The following is a 20,307-nucleotide window of genomic DNA, read 5'->3' on the forward strand; positions in this document are numbered from 1 at the left end:
AAGATTAAATCTGTAGATAGTTTAATTAAAATTGTGTCTAGCACCTGTTATACTTAAATTCATTTTTCTGAATCAGGTTACTGCTTGAGGTTAGTTAATGCCAGAATCATCTTCCGGTAAAACCGGCAATAAAAGTTTCTCGCTTTCCGAATTATTAAACAAATATGATAATTTATCAAAGGAAGTTGAACAACTCAAATCATCTTTTTTGAACAAGAGTAAGCTAGATGCATTCTTCACCCTTGCTCCCATTCCTCTAATTAGTATTGATATAAATTGCGCGATTCTTTTCGCTAACAAAGCTTTCCTTAATTTAATAAGTGAAGAAGTCCAAAACGTTCTTGGAAAAAAAATTAAAGACTTTGTTATTGATAACAATAAACTTGAAGATATTCAGACAAATATAAAAAAATTATTTACCGGTGAACTGGATAGTTATAAAGAGAAATTAGAGTTTAGAAGCAAAACCAAAAGTAAGATTATATTAGAAATTCAAGCGCGCCTTGTTGAATATGACGACGAAATAAAAAAAGCTGTTCACATAACTTTTCAAGATCGATCCGAAGAAGAAAAATTTAAAGAAGCATATAAGAATGTTGTAGAAAATTCTCTCCAGGCAATTCTTATAATCCAAGATTTTAAAATTGTTTTTGCAAACCAAAGAGCCGCGGAAATATCGGGTTATTCAATAAATGAGTTGACAAAGCTTGATATCAACGGTGTAAAACATCTTGTTCATCCCGAAGATAGAGAAAGAATGTTTGAGGTAATGAAACTGCGCTTTAGCGGAAAACGTGTTTCACCCAAACAAGAATTTAGAGGAATCCGAAAAAACGGACAAGTATACTGGATTGAAGTTCTTGCTTCGTTTATGAATTATAACGGCAAACCCGCATTGCAAGTTGTTCAACTAGATATCTCGGATAAGAAAAAGGTCGAATCGGAAATAACAAAAGTTGAGAGCAAATATATTACTCTCGTTGAGCAATCAATTATCGGTGTCTATATAATTACCGATAATGTCTTCACCTATGTTAACCCTAAGTTAGCGGAAATATTCGGTTATGATCAAGATGAAATGACAAACAAACTTACTCCAAAAGATTTAATTCATCCCAACGATAGAGATCTTGTCCTTTCTAATATTGAAAAAAGAATAAGCGGCGAAGTTAATAGTCTTCACTACGAATTTAGAGGAATAAGAAAGAACGGCAGAGAAATAACAGTCGAAGTTCACGGCTCAAGAAGTGAACCTGACGGAAAAATTTCCATAATCGGGATGCTGCAGGATATTACAGAACGAAAGGACATTGAAAATCAACTTTATTTGCAAAGCACAGCCTTAAGTTCAGCCGCTAACGGAATAGTAATTACTGATTCAAAAGGAACAATAGTTTATATAAATCCGGCCGTTACAAAATTAACCGGCTATACTTTTGATGAATTGATAGGGAAGAAACCAAACATTTTCAAATCCGGAAAGCACGATAAATTGTTTTATAAAAACATTTGGGATAAAATAAATTCCGGAAATGTTTGGGAAGGTGAAATAACAAACAAGAAAAAAGACGGAACTGATTACATAGAAAGACAAACTATCACTCCTGTTAGAGGAAAAGATGCAAGGATTGAATATTTTATAGCAATTAAAAACGATGTAACCGAAAGCAAAAATATTGAAAATGCATTAAGAGAAAGTGAAGAAAAACTCAGAAACGTTATTGAACACAGCAATGAAATGTATTACATACATGATACAAACCATGTTTTGAAATATGTAAGTCCACAATCATATGAAATGCTTGGTTATACCGAAGATGAATTAATGATAAATTGGACACAACTTGCAAGCGATAATCCCATCAACAAGACAGCATTTGAATTAACAGAAAAAGCAATTAAAACAGGCGAAAGGCAAGATGAATATTTACTGGAGTTGATAAGAAAAGACGGTAAAAAAATATTTGTACAAACAGCGGAATCACCAATTCTAGATGAATCAGGAAGAGTTACGGCAATTGCCGGAGCGCTTAGAAACGTAACAGAAAAAATCATTGCCGAAAATAAATTAAAAGAAAGCGAAGAACGATTCCGCGGTTTATATGAAAATGCAATACTCGGAATTTACAGAACATCACCCCAGGGCGAGATTGTCATGGCAAACCCTGCTTTATGTAAATTACTGGGATATGATTCATTTGAAGATTTTAAAAAAATTCCTGCCTCCGAAGCTTTGTACGAAAAGTCATCTACAAGAAAAATATTTAAAGAACTGATGGACGAACGTAGTGAAGTTTATGGGTTCGAAACTATAGCCAAAAAGAAAGACGGCACAAACTTTTTTATACGAGAAAGTGCAAGAGCCGTAAAGGATGAAAACGGCAATGTTCAATACTACGAAGGAATTATAGAAGATATAACAACTCAAAAAAATATTGAAGAAAAACTTATTGAGGCAAAAGATAACGCCGAGCAGTCTGATAAATTAAAAAGCGAATTTCTTGCACAGATGTCGCATGAAATACGTACACCTATAAATGTTATACTTAGTTTTTCCAATTTAATTAAAGAAGAAGTAAGAGGATTTATAAGTGACGATCTTTACAATAGTTTTAGCATCGTTGACGGAGCATCAAGAAGAATTATTCGTACAATTGATTTGATTCTTAATATGTCGCAGCTTCAAACAGGGTCTTACCAAGCAACAATGAATGATTTCGATCTTTACCAGACCGTTTTCATTCAACTTTATCCGGAATTTTCACGACTTGCAAAAGAGAAAAAGTTAGAGCTGGAAATCAATAATAGAATTGAAAGCACTGAAATTTACGCCGATGAATTTTCTGTTCGACAAATTTTTGAAAACTTAATTCACAACGCAATTAAGTATACTCATAAAGGAAGAATCACAATAGAGATATTTAAAAACGAAAATGAAAATATTGTTGTTGAGATTAGGGATACGGGGATTGGAATTTCAAAAGAATACCTTCCAAAAGTATTTACACCGTTTACTCAAGAAGAACACGGATATACTAGAAAGTATGAAGGAAACGGGCTGGGACTTGCACTAGTTAAAAGATATTGTGAATTAAACAAGATTCAAATTTCGGTCGATAGCGAAAAACATGTCGGTACAACCTTCACTTTGATCTTTCCATTGAAAGAAAATTAAGCATCTTGTTTCTTTAACTCTTCTTTATAAATCTCAATTTGTTTTTGCTGTTCTTGATTCAGTTTTGGATAAGCGAGTTTTAGTTTTTGCATTTCCTCAACGATTATTTCTGAAATAATATAACGCGCAAACCATTTTTTATCGGCGGGAATTATATACCACGGAGCATATTTTGTAGAAGTAAAATTAATCGCATCCTCAAAACATTTTTGATAATCATCCCAATATTTTCTTTCTTTTAAATCCGAAGCGGAAAATTTCCAATTCTTGGATTTATCTTCCAACCGTTTAATGAATCTTCCTTTTTGTTCGTCTTTTGAAATATGTAAGAAAAACTTTAACGTCACTATACCGTTTTTATAAAGATATTCTTCAAAATTTCTTATCTGTTCAAATCTGTTTTTCCAAATATTTTCGGTTACAAATTTTTGAGGCAGCTTTCTATATTTAAGCAAGTCATGAACGCGTACAATTAAAACGTCTTCATAATGTGATCGATTAAAGATTCCGATTCTTCCTCTCTCCGGCAACGATTTATTTATTCGCCAAAGATAGTCGTGATCCATTTCTTCAGAAGAAGGTTGCTTGAAACTGAATACTTGTACTCCTTGCGGATTTAAACCGCTCATAACATGTTTAATTGCTCCGTCTTTCCCGGCGGCATCCATTCCTTGAAAAATTAACAACATAGCATATTTGTCGTAAGCATATAATTTATCTTGAAGTTCGGTCAGCTTTTGAATGTTTTGATCGAGTAATTTTTTGCCGTCGTCTTTCTTAAGATCAAAATCCATTTCGGTTTTGAATTTCTTTAAAGAGAATTTTTTGTATTCTGCTTTAAATTGATCCGGCTTGATTTCCATATACGAGTCCAAGTTTATTATTTAAAATAAAATAACAAAATTGATCGTGAGATTCCGTAGAGAAACGTTGATTTGTCTCTCTACGGTAATTATTAATTTTTAGGGAAAGATCTTAAAAACGTTCCAAATTGTTTCGGTTCCTCCAAACGGCATGACCAAACCAAGCGGTCTTCATGAACGGTGATATCCGGGCAACCATCGCACATATTTTGATTACCCCACTTATCAAAATCAACCGGTTGAATAAACAAAATTGATTGCATGTGAGCTTTCTTAAATAATCTAAGAGGATTTCTTAAAACATGTCCCAGATATTTTTTGAATGAATTTCTTACGCCTTTATCCAGCAGCCAGAGGAAAAACAAAGTTGATCTTCCAAGTTTGGTTGTTTTGGGAGCGGCATAAGAAAGATATGTACCTTGAGTAAAGTGATAAAAGAACATAACAAGTTCAAGCATCTTTGGTCCGAAGTAACCGAATATTTTATGGTTGTTACCGATTCTATTTGTCAACAACCACTTGAAAGAATCGGGCTGTTCTGTTCCGTTTAAATATGCTGCAGGTGTAAACTCGGGAAATTTCTCTCTTGCAATTTTCAGCATATCCGTTGATTTTATATCAACTTTTCGTTTCTCATCGGAGTGATACATTATTTTCTGCCAATCGACTTTTTGTCCGCCGGCATACCAGTCAAACGGCATTTCCGGAACAACATGACGAAAAGCAATGAACACCATAGTGTGGACTATATCAATATGTTTATGCGCCCACTCAATCATTCCCGGTACGTATTGAAGTGTGTCATCATAAACAGTAGAATTAAAAGAACATGCAATCCCGCCTTCATCGGCAAGCATTTGTGCGTATTGTAATCGTAAATCATTCAGTTCTAATTCGTTTTTTCCTTTCCATTCGCCCGGTCTTCCTTGCTTGCTGTCAACATGAAATGTAAAACCATAAACTCCCGCTAACTTTAATTCATGTAAAAGTTCTCTTGTTAACGCTTTACCGTTTGTATTGATGATGGGCTTAATTCCACGTGCTTTAATTTCAGCAACAAGTTCAACAATGTTTGGATAAAGAAGAGGATCACCGCCGGCGATAGAAATACAATCTGATTTTCTTAGTCTTTGAAAAACATCCAATTCACGCTTTACTTCTTCCATTGTTTTGTGCGAGTCTTTAACATTTTCTCGATAACATCCATCGCATGCAAGGTTACATGCTGAAGTTGGTTCCAACCAAGAAATAGCATTATCGGGTAAAGTCCAAGGTAGACGAAATAATTGCTTGTGATCGATTACGTTTTCCATAATAACTCCGATTCATATTTATAAAAATCTATCAAACAAATTAAGGTAGTTAAGGTCGGCGAAAAGACATTGCATCTTATATATTAAATAAATATTATAATTGTAATCTTACAAGCAATCACAACATTATTAAATAAAAGAAAAATTTTCAATTCGTTTTTTACTAATAAAATAGATAATTAAACAGCATAAAATATCTTTTATAATGTTTAATAAAAATGAGGGATTTATGGAAACCTTATCATTAAACATATTCTTACAAGCTGCCGATGATATTGAATTAAGCCGATATAAAGTTATGGCTGCTATTAAAAATAGCAGCGAGACCTTACATAAAAATATGTTATATCCTGATTTAGCAGAATTGATAAAATTATATTCGATACTGAATGATATTGTTACCAGAAGAACACTACTTCACGATAGTCTTCCTTCCAAACTGGTTGGATTTGATCTAGAGAATAAAAAAGCGATTTATGAAAAAGTGGAATTGTCCGAAAGCAAAACCAAATTGGTTTTTGATTTTATCAATTGGGCAATGCCAAAAATCAATGAAATAATAGATGAAGGAAAAGCAATTTTTGATTTTATTGAGAACAATCTCATCATAAAAGGAATAGGAATACTACCCATATATAAGAAAGAAGGCTACTTTATTATCCCCGATAATCAAGAAGATACAATGTTGGTTTACAGATATGAGATGACTTTGTTTCCCGCGCAAGGTGAAACTTTTCATACATTGAAGACCAATCTTGTAGAGGCAATTAATTCAAGCGATGTAAGTCTAGTTAAACCGGAAGAAATAAAATTAGAAATGATTAAGAGATATCCCGAACTTCCCAATCCCGCAGCTTATAAATTTTACATAGACATCGATTTCCCTTTTGCCGAAACAATTCTTCCGATTGCAAAAAGAAAATTGATTAGAGAGTTAGCGGCTTAAGTTTACTGGATAAGAATCACATAATTAAAATTTCTTGGGACGGGTACTTTTATATATCCTAAGTCGATAAGTTTGTTTGTCGTCTCGGTAACAACGAGGTTGTATCTTTCGAAAAAGTAATGCAGAAAAGTTATAGGTGTATCAGTATTTTGATTTCCCCATTCGATAAACCATTCATTTTTATAATCTTGTAATAAGATCACCAACTCATCGGTAATAATATTCGCTACATTATAAAGCGCATTATATTCATTCATTGTTAAAACCGGGATACTCATAATTTCACGTTGCATTAATCCGAGTTCATTAAAAGCTGCAATCATTTGTTTGGATAGTTGATACTCGAGCTCGTTGTTATACTTTATTAATTCATCAAGTAAATATTCTTTAGTTTTTAATTGATCTTCGTTTATCTTAATATCGAACATCAATTCAATATCGTCGTTGTTGATTGATAGAAAATTCTGAACATCAAATCGATTGCCGTAAACCCCGTAATAATATTTACCAATCCTCATAAATACATTATTATATAACGAAGTGGAATCAGCAAAGTTAATCTCGCTGAAATTCTGTTTTATAATTGAAGAGTTCATCGAATCACTTGCAAAAAATTCGTTTCGCAAAAGATTGGCTTGCCAATGATTAATCATTACATTGCTGAGAACAAAAAGCGATGCGGTTTGAAACGGGTAATTTTTGAAGACTTCTATTTTGTGATATTCTTTTTTGATCTCGCCTAAATTACCGGCAATTATGTCTACAATCTTATTAGAAATTTGATCTATGTTAATTAATTCATTTTGCTGAGCAAAGAATGTGCTAGAGACAAACAAAAAGATTAAAAGTAAAAGAATAATTGAACGATTCATAAAATTACAGCTTGCCTTCTTTATACATCATTTGAGTTTTCAATCTTAGTAATTGTCGCTCAATAATTAAATCGGCTAGATCATCCGGAATATTTTTAGAGTTGTTCATCACAGCAGCAACTTTCTTTTCACTTACGTCAATTCGGTAAAGAGTATTAAAAAATCTTTCTTGGTTTTTTGTCATCAGTTCTGAAATTCTTTTTGATAAAAACTCTTTTATAATTTTTAATTCCTCGGAATAATCTTTCGTTGTTGGAAGATTAATTTTGTCAATTGAAAAATCGTTGTACAACTTTTCAATTAGGGGTTGTATGAGTTCGTTGTTGTCCATAAATAAACTTTGCGCCTCTGCGTCTTAGCGGTTGATTTTCATTAATTCACCGCAAAGGCGCGAAGACGCAAAGGAATGTCTAATACTGGTATTTAAACCACTTCACAACTTCAGCCCAGCTTGGCTTTTTACCGGTACGTAAGATACCGACGCGATAAATTTTTCCTGCAAGCATAAATATACCGAAGAATGTCGCAATATTAATTACAATTGCTACTAACAATTCCCACAAGGGAACTTCAACCAAGGTCATTCTTGCCGGCATAACAATTATTGATGAAAAAGGAACAAAAGAAGAAATCTTTATCAACGCACTATCCGGATTATTTTGAGAAGTTATTGCAATAAAAAACGGAATCATTATCAACATCATAATCGGCCAAATACCGGATTGTGCATCTTGATCATTATCGAAAATTGCACCGACAGAAGCAAATAATCCTAAGAATGTCATCAACCCGATAAAATAATTTATTAAGAAATAAACAATCATTCCCATATCAAGCTTTAGATTAAAATCAGCTGGAAGCGTAAATACAGAAGTTGTAATAAGCATAATAACAGGAAGCAGCCAGATAAACATTTGCATTAATCCGGTTATTCCGGTTCCGAGAATTTTCCCGGTCATTAAATCATTACTTGAACAAGATGACAAAAGCACTTCAACAATTTTTGATGTTTTCTCTTCCACGACTGCGCGCATCATCATTGTGCCGAGAAATATTAAGCTGAAGTAAAGAAGAAAAGTAAATAAGAAAGACGCGATTAAATTCCCAACGCCCTCTTCTTCAACATCTTTGTCGGTAGAAACTCTGAATGTATTAAACCCCACACGCATTCCGGCAAATTCAATTTCTTCTTGAGAGAAGTTTTTATCTTCAAAATAAGTTTCAACAAGTGCGTTGTTTATCATATCGCGGAGCTTATCAAACACCGTTCTATTGTTCGGATTTTTGGAATAGTATTCTACATTCTTGTTGGCAAGCGCGCTTGACGGAACAAAAATAATTGCGGTTAGTTTATCACTTAAAAGATCTTCTCTTTTTTCTTCTAAGTAACTTTGCAGTGAAGAACTGTCTTTTTGAAAATAGTTTACTTTATAATATCCGTTTTGGATGAACGTTCTTTCTTGGAAAACTTTTTGGATGTTGTCCAATACTTTTCCGTCTTCGGCTATAAGTTCAATTGAAGTACCTTCATCACTTTCCTGAGTTAATAAAAAAGTTTGAAAGCCGAGAATTCCAAACATGAAAATAGGAAGCAATAAAGTCATAATGACAAAAGTTTTAGATAAGAGTTTATCTCTTAGCTCGCGTTTAACAACGGTTAATGCTTTATTTAAATTAAACATTTGCCACCCCCGCGGTTAATTGTTCGCCTTCAACTTTGCCGGCAAGTGAAATAAATATTTCGTGAAGTGAAATATCGTTTGCGTCAAATTTTTTGACATTCACTTTGTTATCGATCAATAACTTTAATAAATCTTGAGTCTTTGAGGCATCGGTAATTCTTATTCCGGTTGTGTTGCCGAAATCTTCTATCTTTTCAACAAGCGGATGTGATTTTAAGAATGATATATCACCTTCGTAATTTAAGCTGACATTTTTATGTGCATACTTCGATTTAATTTCACTCAACTTTCCTTTTAAAATAATTTTTCCGCGATCAATCATTGTAATGTGGTCACACATTCTTTCGGCAAAATCCATCAAGTGTGTTGAAAAGATTATAACTTTACCTTGTTTCTTTAAGTCGAGTATAATTTCTTTTAACAAATTTGTGTTGATCGGATCGAGCCCGGAAAACGGTTCATCTAAAATTATAAATTCGGGATCGTGTAGAATTGTAGAAATAAACTGCACCTTTTGCTGATTACCTTTCGAAAGATCTTCGATCTTTGCGGTTTTTCTATCGAGTAATTCGAATCGCTCTAAATATTCTTCTGCTTTTTTATGAATCTCTTTTCCTTTCTTTCCTTTCAATTCTGCAAAGTAAAGAAGTATATCCAGCACTTTTGATTTTTTGTAAAGTCCTCGTTCTTCGGGTAAGTAACCAACTTTATCTTTAAATCGGTGATCGACTTTCTCCCCACGCAGCAAAACTTCGCCGCTATCGGGAATATAAATATTCATCATCATTCTAATCGTGGTCGTTTTGCCTGCGCCGTTTCTGCCGATAAGCCCGAATATACTTCCTTCCGGTACTTCGAACGAAGCGTTGTCAACTGCAACAACCTTATCGAATGTTTTGGTAAGATTTTTTACTTCAAGTGCGTTCATTAAGAGTCTCCCAACTAAATAGAATTAATTTTACAAAATAAAAGAAAGGCGGCTATAATGGAAGCCGCCTTGAAGATTTTACCAAATCTTAACAAGCTTTTCATTTCTCATAGGATCGCCTGGTTGAACATCAAATGCTTCAAAGAATTCCGGCATGTTGCTTAACGGGCCAAGTACGCGCCACTGTCCCGGTGAGTGAACGTCGACTTTTAATCTGCGCATTAACTCTTGATCTGTTATATTGTTTTTCCACACCTGTGCCCAACTCAGGAAAAATCTCTGCGCAGGTGTAAAGCCATCAATCTCTTCACCGTTTTTATATTGTTCGGTTTTTGTGAATGCGTTGTAGGAAATTGTTAAACCGCCGAGATCACCGATATTTTCACCGAGTGTCATTTCACCATTGATTGTCATATCGTTTATTGCAACGTACTTATTAAATTGTTCAACAAGAACTTGTGCTCTTTCGTTGAACCGATCCGCATCTTCTTTTGTCCACCAATCACGTATGTTTCCTTCGGCATCGTACTGTCTTCCTTGGTCGTCGAAACCGTGAGTAATTTCGTGTCCGATTACCGCGCCCATCGCACCGTAATTAATTGCATCGTCAACTCTGTAATCAAAGAACGGAAATTGAAGTATCCCGGCAGGGAACGCAATCTCATTTCTAACAGGACTATAATAAGCATTAACTGTCTGCGGAGTCATTCCCCACTCCCATGGTTTAATCGGTTGATTAATATCTTTCAACATTTCTTGATGATCAAAATAATTTGAGCGAATAATGTTTTGAACATAAGAATCATCTTTTACTACTAAATCTGTATAATCTTTCCATTTATCAGGATAACCGATTTTAACTCCGAACCCTTGTAGTTTTTTCAACGCTTCGACTTTGGTTTCCTCGCTCATCCATTCCAAATTTTTAATGCTTTCTTCCATCGATACCAAAATGTTTTGAACTATTTTCATTGCACGTTCTTTAGCTTCGGGAGGGAAGAATTTTTCTACATAAAGTTGTCCGACTGCTTCACCCAATGCTCTGTTGGTTGTTCCCTGAACACGCTTCCATCGAGGTTCGTTTTGTTTTCTTCCCTCAAGAAACTTTCCGTAAAATTCAAAATCTTGAGCGACGAAATCAGAGCTTAAGTATGAAGCCATTGCATTAATAAGAGACCAGCGCAAATATGATTTCCAAGTATCGATTGATTCTTCTTGAACCACCTTGCTTACTTCTTCAATAAATTTTGGTTGAGAAATGTCGATATGCTTTGGATCGCCAACGCCGGTTTCGGTTAAATATAAATCCCAATCAAATCCACCAAAACGAGATTTGATTTCTTCGGTTGTAAGTTTGTTATAAGTTGAGTTAACATCTCTGTTTTCTACTCGTGTGTTTGATGCTTTTGCCAAACGAGTTTCGAAATTCATTACTCGTTGAGCTTCAATTTCACTTAACTCTAAATCCGAACCGATTAATTGAAACATTTTTTGCAGATGCTCAATATATGCTTCTCTTATTTCTTTTGAGCGGTCGTCATTTTCAACATAGTAATCTCTGTCTGGCAAACCTAAACCACCCTGCCAAATTCCGGCAATTTCATATTCACTGTTTTTTGCATCGGTTGTGGACATAAAATAGAAAAGCGGCGAAGCCGTGTAAATATGCATGTGTGCAATTTCTTTAATAACATCATCTTTATCAGCAATTGCATCAATTCTTTCGAATTCTTTCATCAAAGGCGACCAGCTTTCGCTTTCAATTTTTGCCGTGTCCATCCCAACGTTATAAAATGTTCCTACTTTGTAACGAACGCTGTTTACATCGCTGCCCGGATTCGCAGATACATTATCAATAATTGATTGAACTTGCTCGCGTGTTGTTTCGCGGAGTTCGTTGAATCCAGACCATATACTTTGATCATCGGGAACCGGATTGTTTTTAATCCAGCCACCGATTGCATAATGATAAAAATCTTCCTGAGGCGTGAAGGTTGTATCCAAGTTTGCTAAATCAAATCCTTTGATTTCATCATTGTTTGAAGTAGAGCATGAAAGGATTAGAAACGTGGTGATAAAAATTACAAGAAGAGCTGAAGTGACTTTACGCATTTTAAATTCCTATTTAATGAAAAAATAATTGCAAAATTTAGACGATTAAGTGTGATTATGGTTCGCTGAAATCACAAGATGAGATCAACTCCGGCTAACATAGATAACTTGCTTACTTCATCGAGAAGGGTTTGATCAGATAGGGATTTGAATTTATTTCTTTGATACCATCCAAGATAGTAGTGATAAATCATTTCTGCACGAAGTTGGCCGTCATCAACTCCGCAATCATTTAACAATACGCTAACGTATGTTATTCGTTCTCTTTCTAGATTGTTAAGATGAATTTTTGCTTTTTCGTTTGTTTCGGCAAGTTTACGGAGTTGAAATTCGAAATCGAGTCCACGTGGATTTTTGAATACACCGATCAAAACCCGACTCAACTTTTCCAGAGGAGAATTATACAAACTTCCCATCGATTTTAGCATGTTTTTGCGGGATTTGTAGTAATATTCAAGAATTTGGTTAATATAATCTTCGCGGGATTTGAAGTGGTGGTAGAAACTGCCCTTAGTGCAATTTAGTATTTTCGCCATTTTCTCCACATTCAATGCTTCAATTCCGCCTTGAGAGAAGAGCTCAATTCCTTTTTTGATCCAATCTTCAGATTTTACTTTGATGTTCGGCATTTGTTAAATGATTTTACATACGATACCGTATGTTAAGAATATAATTTTGATAAGGCAAGTCAATTATGTTGTAATGATATTGAACTCCTGCGGAGTTTTTTCTACAATAATTGAACACCTACGGTGTTCGTTAGAGTTGGTTTGATTTTTTGTTACCATAATGCAACTCCTAACGGAGTTGGAAATCAGAAGAGTAAATTTGGAAAATATTAGAAAAGCTCCGTAAGAGCTTAATTATGGTAACAAAAATAAGACGGGAAAGAAAAAGAGCTCCGTTAGGACTTGTCCGCATCTGGCGGAGCTCCATTATTAAACTATTACATTAAAAATAGATTGAGACACCTAGTGAAACCGGCAATGATCTAAACGATTTATTTATCGAATCTCTATTGATTTCACTGATTAAATCATCATCCACATAATTACCTTCCCAAATTTCAATTTCAGCATACGAATATTCGAAACCATATTCCGCGCTTAATGAAATATCTTGACTTACAAACCATTCAACATTTGTATAAAAAGCAAATCCTATTGCATAATATTTTGCCCAATTATTTCTTCGACCTTCTTCGGTTGCTTTTGTATAACGAACTTCTGCTTGCTCATCATTTGTATAAGAAATAAATGGGCCACCACCGATAAAAAAATGCATACTATTGTGGTTTAAAAGGTGATATAATATACTCGGTGTGACTTTGTAACTAACATAGTCATGATCCTGAATCAGGTTTGTATTTTGATCAAGTTCGAAATTACTGTGGGAGGCACTCTGATCAATTTCATTGTAGGATGTTCTAAAGGCGAACCTAACACCCCAATCATCACTAAAAAAATATTTTCCGGCAAATGACATTCCATCAAAACTATTTAAATCAAAATTCTGATCAATCTGAAACATCAAGGCAAACTTTCCGGCTAAGTCGATTATTTTTTCTTCATCTTTTGTTTGTGCAAATATTAAAGTTAAAGGAAGGATAAGGACAAAGATCAGTTTTTTCATTAATTACCCCGTTTTTGAATTAGACAATTTAAGATGCAAAATTAAATTATCTTAACGAGATAAGTTTGTCAAGATAAAAATTGAGTATTTGTTTAGTGGAAAATTATTGATAAAGACAGATTCAGTTTGAGAGCAAGAAATTATAAAAAGAAAATAATCCCAATCCCGATAGAAATAACGGCAATCAAAAAACCGGATTTCAAATATTCAACGAACGATAAATGTATTCCTCGCTTCTTAGCTGATTCGGCTACAATCAAATTGGCAACAGAACCAATTAATGTAAGATTGCCTGCAAATGTTGTTGCCATTGCTAAGATTAACCATGAATTTGTAGGATCGGGACAAGTTGTAATTATCGGTCTGAACAACAACACAGCCGGAACGTTTGAAACAAGGTTACTTAACACTGCAGAAATAACGGAAAGATTCACAACATTATCACAAATAAATGATTCAACTTTTAAAAAAAGATAATTGCTGATTCCGGTTGTTTCAATTGCGCCGGTAACGATAAATAATGCTGCAAAGAAAACTAGCAGTGACCAATCGATTTCTCTGAACACTCTTTCGGGTTTTAATCTGCGTGTTACTAATAATAAACATGCAGCAGCAAATGCAGAGAGCGGAATTGAAAATCCATAAATGAATGCAGCAATCATCAACAATGTTGCAATGATACTTTTAATAAAAAGTGGTTTGTAAATTTTAACTTCGGATATGATGGGAATTTCAAATCTATTACCGGCAAACTCTTTTTTATAAACAAGTACAATTATAATCCATCCAACAAATAAGGAAATTAACGAAACCGGTAAAAGTGCAATTGCAAAATCGGTGAAACTTATACCCGATGAAATTCCGATTATCATATTCTGAGGATTCCCGACAATTGTTGCTGCCGATCCAATGTTCGCCGAAACTGCAAGTCCCATTAAATATGGAATAGGATTTCTCTTAAGTGTGATTGCAATTTCCAATACAAGCGGCGTGAACATCAGACAAATTGTATCATTAAGAAAAAGTGCGGATAAAATTCCCGACGAAAAAACTATAACCAGCAATAATTGTTTTGGTGATGAGGCGAAACGAATAATTTTTGCAGCAATTAGTTGAAAGAATCCGGCGAGGCTTAGATTTATATATAATATCATCATTGCAAAAAGAAGCAGAATAGTATCCCAATCAACCGAAGTGTATGCTTGATTTAATTCAAGGGCATTTGTTATTATAAGCAATCCCGCACCGACAAGAGCAATTGTAGCGCGGTTCATTCTTAGTTTAGGTAATCTACCAATTGCAACGCCGGCGAGTGTAATGAATATGATTAATGAATGAAGGGTAAGCATGTTAGTCCGGTCGAAAAATATTGAAGACAAACTTCAAAGTGTTTAAGATCATTTCTAATTCATCATCCAATTGATTCGGATTTATTATAACTAAAATAATCGATTTATGATTATTAATGAATTTATTTCAATGGAGTTTTCCTTGAACCCCGTTTGAGTTCAATCTGTTTATGTGTCACATGGATTTATTCAAGTTCAACCGCTTCGCGGTTGGGAATGTTCTTTGGTTTTCTGGTCTATTCGTCTTCAATCACTTCGTGGTTGTGGAACTTATCAAAAATGAATATAAAAAAAATAATCCCGAAGCGATTCAATATGAATAGACCAAACGATGGAAAACCACGGCCAACCCCGAAGGTATTGAACATATTCAAAGAAGATATTTTTCGTTGAAATCAATTTTGTATTCTTTCAACAGTTTTATGTATTCATCTTTAAAAGATATCTTTTTGTGGTGCTCTTCTTGATTTTTCACATATTCAATCAATCGGTCTTTTTCTGAAATTGAATGCGTAAACGCACCATACCCATTCTGCCAACCATCAAAAAGCGGAAATAGATTTTCGTTTTTTATCAGATCTGTGGTGCTGAGTTTTATATCCTTTATTAAATCTGATAACGCAATGGTCGGATGAAGATGTGTAACGATATGTATATGATCTTCCACGCCATTAACTCTGTATAGATGACAATTTTTATTTTCCAAAAGTCCCCAGATGTATTTAAATAATTTTGTGCGATTTTCTTTATTCAAAGAGGGTCTTCTTTGTTTTGTTGAGAAGGTTATGTGATAAAGAATTTGTGTGTAGGTGCTCATCATCATCTCCAATTTTTATTATGGATTTGAATGAACATAATATAAAAAACGAATCAATAATTTCGAACAATTGAATTGATAGGTTGTTTGCAGTGACGCATGATTCTATTCGTGTTCAACCGCGTTGCGGTTGGGGATATTATTTGGTTCTATTGCTATTCGTGTTCAACCACTTCGTGGTTGTGGAAATTAATTAGAATGAAAATTAATGGAAAAATCGCGAGGGGATTTTACGTGAATTGAATTCAAAAGTATTCACTTAACGGACTGAATAAACTACCCTGAAGAATTGAAATAGATAGAAACAATGATTCCGGATTAATCAACATCCCAGAATGGATTGAACGCGAATAACAGAATTCAAAGAGGTACCAACAATCCCGAAGGGATTGAACATGAATAGAAAGATTTAAAATCAAAAACAACAACCCCATCGGGGTTGAACATGAATCATTTCGAAAAATAATTCTTCGCAGTTTCGTTTTCCGGATCCAAGGTCAATACATCCCACATTAAGCTGCCGGCTTTTTCTTTATCACCTTGATTGTATTTAATCAAAGCAAGTTCAGTTAAAAATGTAATGTCGGTTGGATAAACAGCAAGCATCTTATTTAAAATTTGTTCGGCCTGATCGTATTTTTTCTGCATTCGTAATGAATACGCTAATCTCATATTACCGTAATAATTATAATGATCAACCGAAACAACTTGATAAGCAATTGAAGTTACATCACTATATTTATTCTGTGCAAGCTGCGGCAGCATCAATCCATTTTTTGCTTCAAGTGATGTCGGAACAATCTGTACAGCTTTTTGATAATGTTCAATCGAATTAGCGTACTTGCCGAGCAAATAATAAAGCCATCCTAATCTTAGATTAACAGTGTACCCATTTGGATATTCACTTAAAACCGAAGATAGGGAACGAATTGCATTTTCGTAATCTTCAATCTGCTCATAGTTAAATGATTTGTGATATGCTTCTTGAATTTCTTCAGGCGTGATTGCAAATAGTGAAGAAACAAAAATGAATAAAAATATCATTGTCAGCTTTTTCATTTGAATTCCTTTAGAAATTAAATCCGGCTAAAATTATAAGTTTTGTCGAAGTTGCGGAAGTACCATAAGCCTCTTCATCAAACTTATCGTATTCAATCCCGCCCTTCAAGAAAAAGTTTTGAGTAAAAGAATAAGTTACCGATATGCCGTACCCGTTCTTCATTAAATCGGAAACGTTATAGACTAAAAATCCTTTTTGGCGAACCGCAAACTTCTGCTCGCCGAATAAAGCATAAGCGGAAATCGAAAACCTATTATTATAGTATGTCAAAGTTTCTTGTAATGAAAAGTAATTTCTTTTAATCGATAATATACTTTTATTCAGCATAATATAATCTGCTGACGAATAGATATATATACCTTGAGTTCTGCTGAATGGAAAAGTTAATCCAAAACTCGGCGACAATTGAATCGCGTTAAACGAAGGAGAATAATTATTATAGTTGGTATAATAAACATCAAGGCTCGCATCCCAACTTTGAAAACGGTATTTGCTGACACCTGCAAAAAGAACATAAGCTTGATCGGTTAAAGCATCATCCGAAATTATGTAATGTCCACCGAATCTAAACTTTTCTTCAGGGCTAGATTCGTTTGTATATGCAAATGTAAAATCATACTGTTTTATTTTGAAATTGGAAATGTAATTCAAGTCGGAGTAATCAAAAGCTAGTTCGAATTTATGATTTAAGTCTGGCTCAAAAGAACCGTAAACTCCGGTTAAAGAACTGTTTTCTCTTACGCCGGAATCCTTGTAAATAATCGGGAGATGATAAGGCATAATTGTCACGGACTGCGCACCGACGATAGAAGTAAATACCAGTATCAAAAATATTCTTGAAAGTTTATTCATTATTAACCTTCCTTAATTCAATGTCATCCATTTTAAAAGAAGAAAAACCCTTGAACTCGTCGAGTTCTATTTCGGTTTTCTTTTTTAATCTTAATGTTGAGGACGCAATTTCAGATTCAATCTTTTTCGATGAAACAAACTTTGAGGTTACATCTACCCTGAAGAGGTTATGATTAAACGAACTCAAAAACAATACAGCGGCTTTTTTAATTTTGCTAGTTGTAGCACTAATGGGTATTGTATCGTTCCAAACTAAATTATCTCGATAAGCAAGCGGGAAGCGTGGAACAGCTTGCAGCATCATATTTAAGTATTTGTCGTTTCCTTCGGTACTGTAAAAATAAAACGTTCCGTCTTTCTTTTCGAAGTAAAGTTTGCCTTTGCCGGAATCGAAATAAAATGTTCCGTCAATTTCCATATCAACTTTTAATTGCAGCTCATCAATCTTTTGATTTTCTTTATAAACTTCGAACTTTATCTCATCATCGAGGACAAACGTCATCAAATTATCATAAGCATTATCAATATGAAGAGGTTCGACGGTTTTATCGAGTGATGGTAAATCATTGGAGTAAAAAATTCCGTCTTCGATATAATTGATAAAACTGAATGGAACGGTGTGTGAACCAACTTTTTCACTTTCTTGAACTTGTATATGAATATGTGGTTGTGGTGAGTAACCGGAATTACCGCATAGCCCGAGCATTGAACTTCTTTCAACCCAATCACCTTCTTTTACTTTAATTGAATCTTCCGCAAAGTGTGATAACTCAACAAAGAAACCACGTTCATCTTTTATAATAACTAAATTTCCCCAGTTGTTTGCTCTATCAACTTTTCCTATCGGCATATCTTTTAAATTGTTTATAACTTTTATTACTCGTCCGCTTACGGGTGAAAGTACGGGTTTTTTGTAGCAATAATAATCTTCCAATAAATCGCCGCTATTTTTGTAACTGTTTCCTTCTTCATCGGTAATGATAAAATCGTAAGCGTATTTCCAGTTGCCTTTATGTGTCCACTTTCCGTCAAAGTCTTGATAGACTGTCCATTTACCAGAAAAAGGAAGCTGTATAAAAGTATCAAACCCGGGATATCGATTTTTATTTGTTAAGTACAAGTCAAGAGTTTCCTCGGGGGTATTTTTTATTATCCACGCAATTTGTGGGTACTTAATTAATCCAAGCAAATAAATAAATGAAAGTGTGATAGCATTAAAGGGAAGAGTAAATGCCGGGATTCCAAAGTTTGACCAAAAAACCAGAACCGAATCGAGTAAAATTGTTGACGTACATACCGCTATGACAGCAAGCAAATAACTTTTTAAAGAAGGAACAAGAAACACTCCGCCGACAGCGATTGCAATTAAAATAAAATTGAAATGATTGATATCTGCAAATGATTGTTCGAACGAACCGTACATTAATCCGACCACTATACTTCCTGCAAAGTAGCCGACAACAGAAAGTAAAAACATAATCCTCGACATCGCAAGAAATATCAATGCAATTACAATTCCGGAAATAACATCTGTCATAAAAAAGATGGAACCAAAAGAGCGGAAGTAACCTTCAAGCCAATAAGGAAGTGTGATTTCAAGATCATAGATTGTGTGTGGATAAAGTCCCGTTACAAAAAGATTTGAATACTGCGTTGTCGCCAAGTAAGCAATCGAAGAAACAATAACGAAAGGTAAACTTAAAACCGGCATCTTCAAGTAATAAATAAATATGCTGTACATTACAACTGTTACAATAAATGTTAATATACCTGCAATCACCATAAATAAAACTGAGAGCTCATTAAATTTGAAAAGGTAACCGATTGCAAGTCCCGTAAGAAGTGGATTATAAGTGTAAAAGCCTTCGTTTAAAAATTCGTTGCTCATGTTAATGATGCGGGCAAAAATGTATGCAGAGATTACGGCAACAATTCCGCCAAGCGCAACGTAAGGATTGATAAATGTAATCAATAATAACAACGCACCTATCCATTTACTTTTGAAGAAGTAAATTTCGGAGTAGCTTTGCAGCAGTGCTTTTATGTGGTTGTTGAGTTTCATAATTTTTTATTCGATTATGTTGAAGTAAAAATCCTCACTTCACTTCGTTACGCTCGGAATGACACACCACTGTCATTCCGAAGGAGTCGCTTTTTGACGACTGAGGAATCTCACCTTATCTTTTTTTGTAAATTTAGGGTTAGATTCTTCGCTTCACTTCGTTCCGCTCTGAATGACAATGTGCTGTTCTTCCAAATATGTTTAAATAATCTCACTCCCATTCTTCACTTAAATCTTTCCATTCCGGATTGATAGATTCAATTAATTCGATTTTCTTTTTTCTTGACCAACCTTTAATTTGTTTTTCTCTTCTTATTGCATCGTTAATATCATTGTATTCTTCGTAATAAACTAATTTCGTTATGTTGTATTTTGAAGTAAATCCTTTTATTAATTTCTGCTTATGTTCGTAGACTCTGCGATTTAAATCGTTTGTGACACCGGTATATAAGGTTCTTGATTTATTAGTCATTATGTAAAGATAGTATTGCTTAAGCATAATTAACTCGTCAATTATTTCGAGGTGAGATTCCTCACTCCACTTCGTTACGTTCGGAATGACACAAAATTGTCTTTCCGAAGAAGTCACTTTTTGACGACTGAGGAATCTCACTTTATCATTCCTCTGTAAGTATAAAGTGAGA

The 20,307-nt window shown here is 34.3% G+C and carries 17 protein-coding genes; 2 read left to right on the top strand and 15 right to left on the bottom strand.

Features of this window, described 5'->3' with window-relative positions; all coding sequences use genetic code 11:
- Nucleotides 1-97: 97 nt before the first annotated feature.
- The gene (locus tag QY331_16710; GenBank protein ID WKZ69605.1) at nt 98-3,175 is read left to right on the top strand and encodes a PAS domain S-box protein; all 3,078 of its coding nucleotides are present in this window, start codon (nt 98-100) and stop codon (nt 3,173-3,175) included.
- Here QY331_16710 and QY331_16715 read toward each other — a convergent pair.
- Together QY331_16715 and QY331_16720 are read right to left on the bottom strand one after the other, a co-directional pair.
- Nucleotides 3,172-4,038: a polyphosphate kinase 2 family protein gene (locus QY331_16715; protein WKZ69606.1), complete on the bottom strand. Its 867-nt coding sequence runs from the start codon at nt 4,036-4,038 to the stop codon at nt 3,172-3,174. The two genes, QY331_16710 and QY331_16715, sit on opposite strands and share 4 nt — an antisense overlap.
- A 92-nt stretch (nt 4,039-4,130) precedes the next feature.
- The gene (locus QY331_16720) at nt 4,131-5,351 is read right to left on the bottom strand and encodes a radical SAM protein (protein ID WKZ69607.1); all 1,221 of its coding nucleotides are present in this window, start codon (nt 5,349-5,351) and stop codon (nt 4,131-4,133) included.
- 229 nt (nt 5,352-5,580) lie between these two features.
- Between QY331_16720 and QY331_16725 the strand changes: the two genes are divergently transcribed.
- Complete coding sequence (locus tag QY331_16725; GenBank protein WKZ69608.1) at nt 5,581-6,297, top strand: hypothetical protein; 717 nt, start codon at nt 5,581-5,583, stop codon at nt 6,295-6,297.
- Nucleotides 6,298-6,299: 2 nt separating this feature from the next.
- On the opposite strand, the gene QY331_16730 is transcribed toward QY331_16725, so the two are convergent.
- The 13 genes from QY331_16730 to QY331_16790 all read right to left on the bottom strand — a co-directional run bounded on the left by QY331_16730 (nt 6,300) and on the right by QY331_16790 (nt 20,276).
- Nucleotides 6,300-7,169, bottom strand: a complete 870-nt coding sequence (locus tag QY331_16730) for a hypothetical protein (protein ID WKZ69609.1) — start codon at nt 7,167-7,169, stop codon at nt 6,300-6,302.
- Nucleotides 7,170-7,173: 4 nt separating this feature from the next.
- Entirely contained in the window at nt 7,174-7,500 is a 327-nt protein-coding gene (locus QY331_16735) for a hypothetical protein (GenBank protein WKZ69610.1), read from the bottom strand.
- A gap of 79 nt (nt 7,501-7,579) precedes the next feature.
- The gene (locus tag QY331_16740; protein WKZ69611.1) at nt 7,580-8,851 is read right to left on the bottom strand and encodes an ABC transporter permease; all 1,272 of its coding nucleotides are present in this window, start codon (nt 8,849-8,851) and stop codon (nt 7,580-7,582) included.
- Nucleotides 8,844-9,779, bottom strand: a complete 936-nt coding sequence (locus QY331_16745) for an ATP-binding cassette domain-containing protein (GenBank protein ID WKZ69612.1) — start codon at nt 9,777-9,779, stop codon at nt 8,844-8,846. Before QY331_16745 ends, QY331_16740 begins: the two co-directional genes overlap by 8 nt.
- 78 nt (nt 9,780-9,857) lie before the next feature.
- Nucleotides 9,858-11,891, bottom strand: coding sequence for a M13 family metallopeptidase (locus QY331_16750; GenBank protein ID WKZ69613.1), 2,034 nt, complete (start codon nt 11,889-11,891; stop codon nt 9,858-9,860).
- Between the two features lie 71 nt (nt 11,892-11,962).
- A complete protein-coding gene (locus QY331_16755) occupies nt 11,963-12,520 on the bottom strand; it encodes a TetR/AcrR family transcriptional regulator (GenBank protein WKZ69614.1) in 558 nt (185 codons plus the stop codon).
- Nucleotides 12,521-12,842: 322 nt separating this feature from the next.
- Nucleotides 12,843-13,523, bottom strand: coding sequence for a hypothetical protein (locus QY331_16760; GenBank protein ID WKZ69615.1), 681 nt, complete (start codon nt 13,521-13,523; stop codon nt 12,843-12,845).
- Between the two features lie 140 nt (nt 13,524-13,663).
- Entirely contained in the window at nt 13,664-14,872 is a 1,209-nt protein-coding gene (locus QY331_16765; GenBank protein WKZ69616.1) for an anion transporter, read from the bottom strand.
- 370 nt (nt 14,873-15,242) lie between these two features.
- The gene (gene tnpA / locus QY331_16770) at nt 15,243-15,689 is read right to left on the bottom strand and encodes an IS200/IS605 family transposase (protein WKZ69617.1); all 447 of its coding nucleotides are present in this window, start codon (nt 15,687-15,689) and stop codon (nt 15,243-15,245) included.
- Between the two features lie 450 nt (nt 15,690-16,139).
- On the bottom strand, nt 16,140-16,748 hold the full coding sequence (locus QY331_16775) for a tetratricopeptide repeat protein (GenBank protein WKZ69618.1): 609 nt from the start codon (nt 16,746-16,748) through the stop codon (nt 16,140-16,142).
- A gap of 10 nt (nt 16,749-16,758) precedes the next feature.
- Nucleotides 16,759-17,601: a hypothetical protein gene (locus tag QY331_16780; GenBank protein WKZ69619.1), complete on the bottom strand. Its 843-nt coding sequence runs from the start codon at nt 17,599-17,601 to the stop codon at nt 16,759-16,761.
- Nucleotides 17,594-19,663 (bottom strand): urea transporter, encoded by a 2,070-nt coding sequence (locus QY331_16785; protein ID WKZ69620.1) that lies wholly within the window; start codon nt 19,661-19,663, stop codon nt 17,594-17,596. Before QY331_16785 ends, QY331_16780 begins: the two co-directional genes overlap by 8 nt.
- 211 nt (nt 19,664-19,874) lie before the next feature.
- On the bottom strand, nt 19,875-20,276 hold the full coding sequence (locus QY331_16790; GenBank protein WKZ69621.1) for a GIY-YIG nuclease family protein: 402 nt from the start codon (nt 20,274-20,276) through the stop codon (nt 19,875-19,877).
- Nucleotides 20,277-20,307 lie beyond the last annotated feature (31 nt).

Source organism: Melioribacteraceae bacterium (assembly GCA_030584085.1).
GTDB lineage: Bacteria > Bacteroidota > Ignavibacteria > Ignavibacteriales > Melioribacteraceae > SURF-28.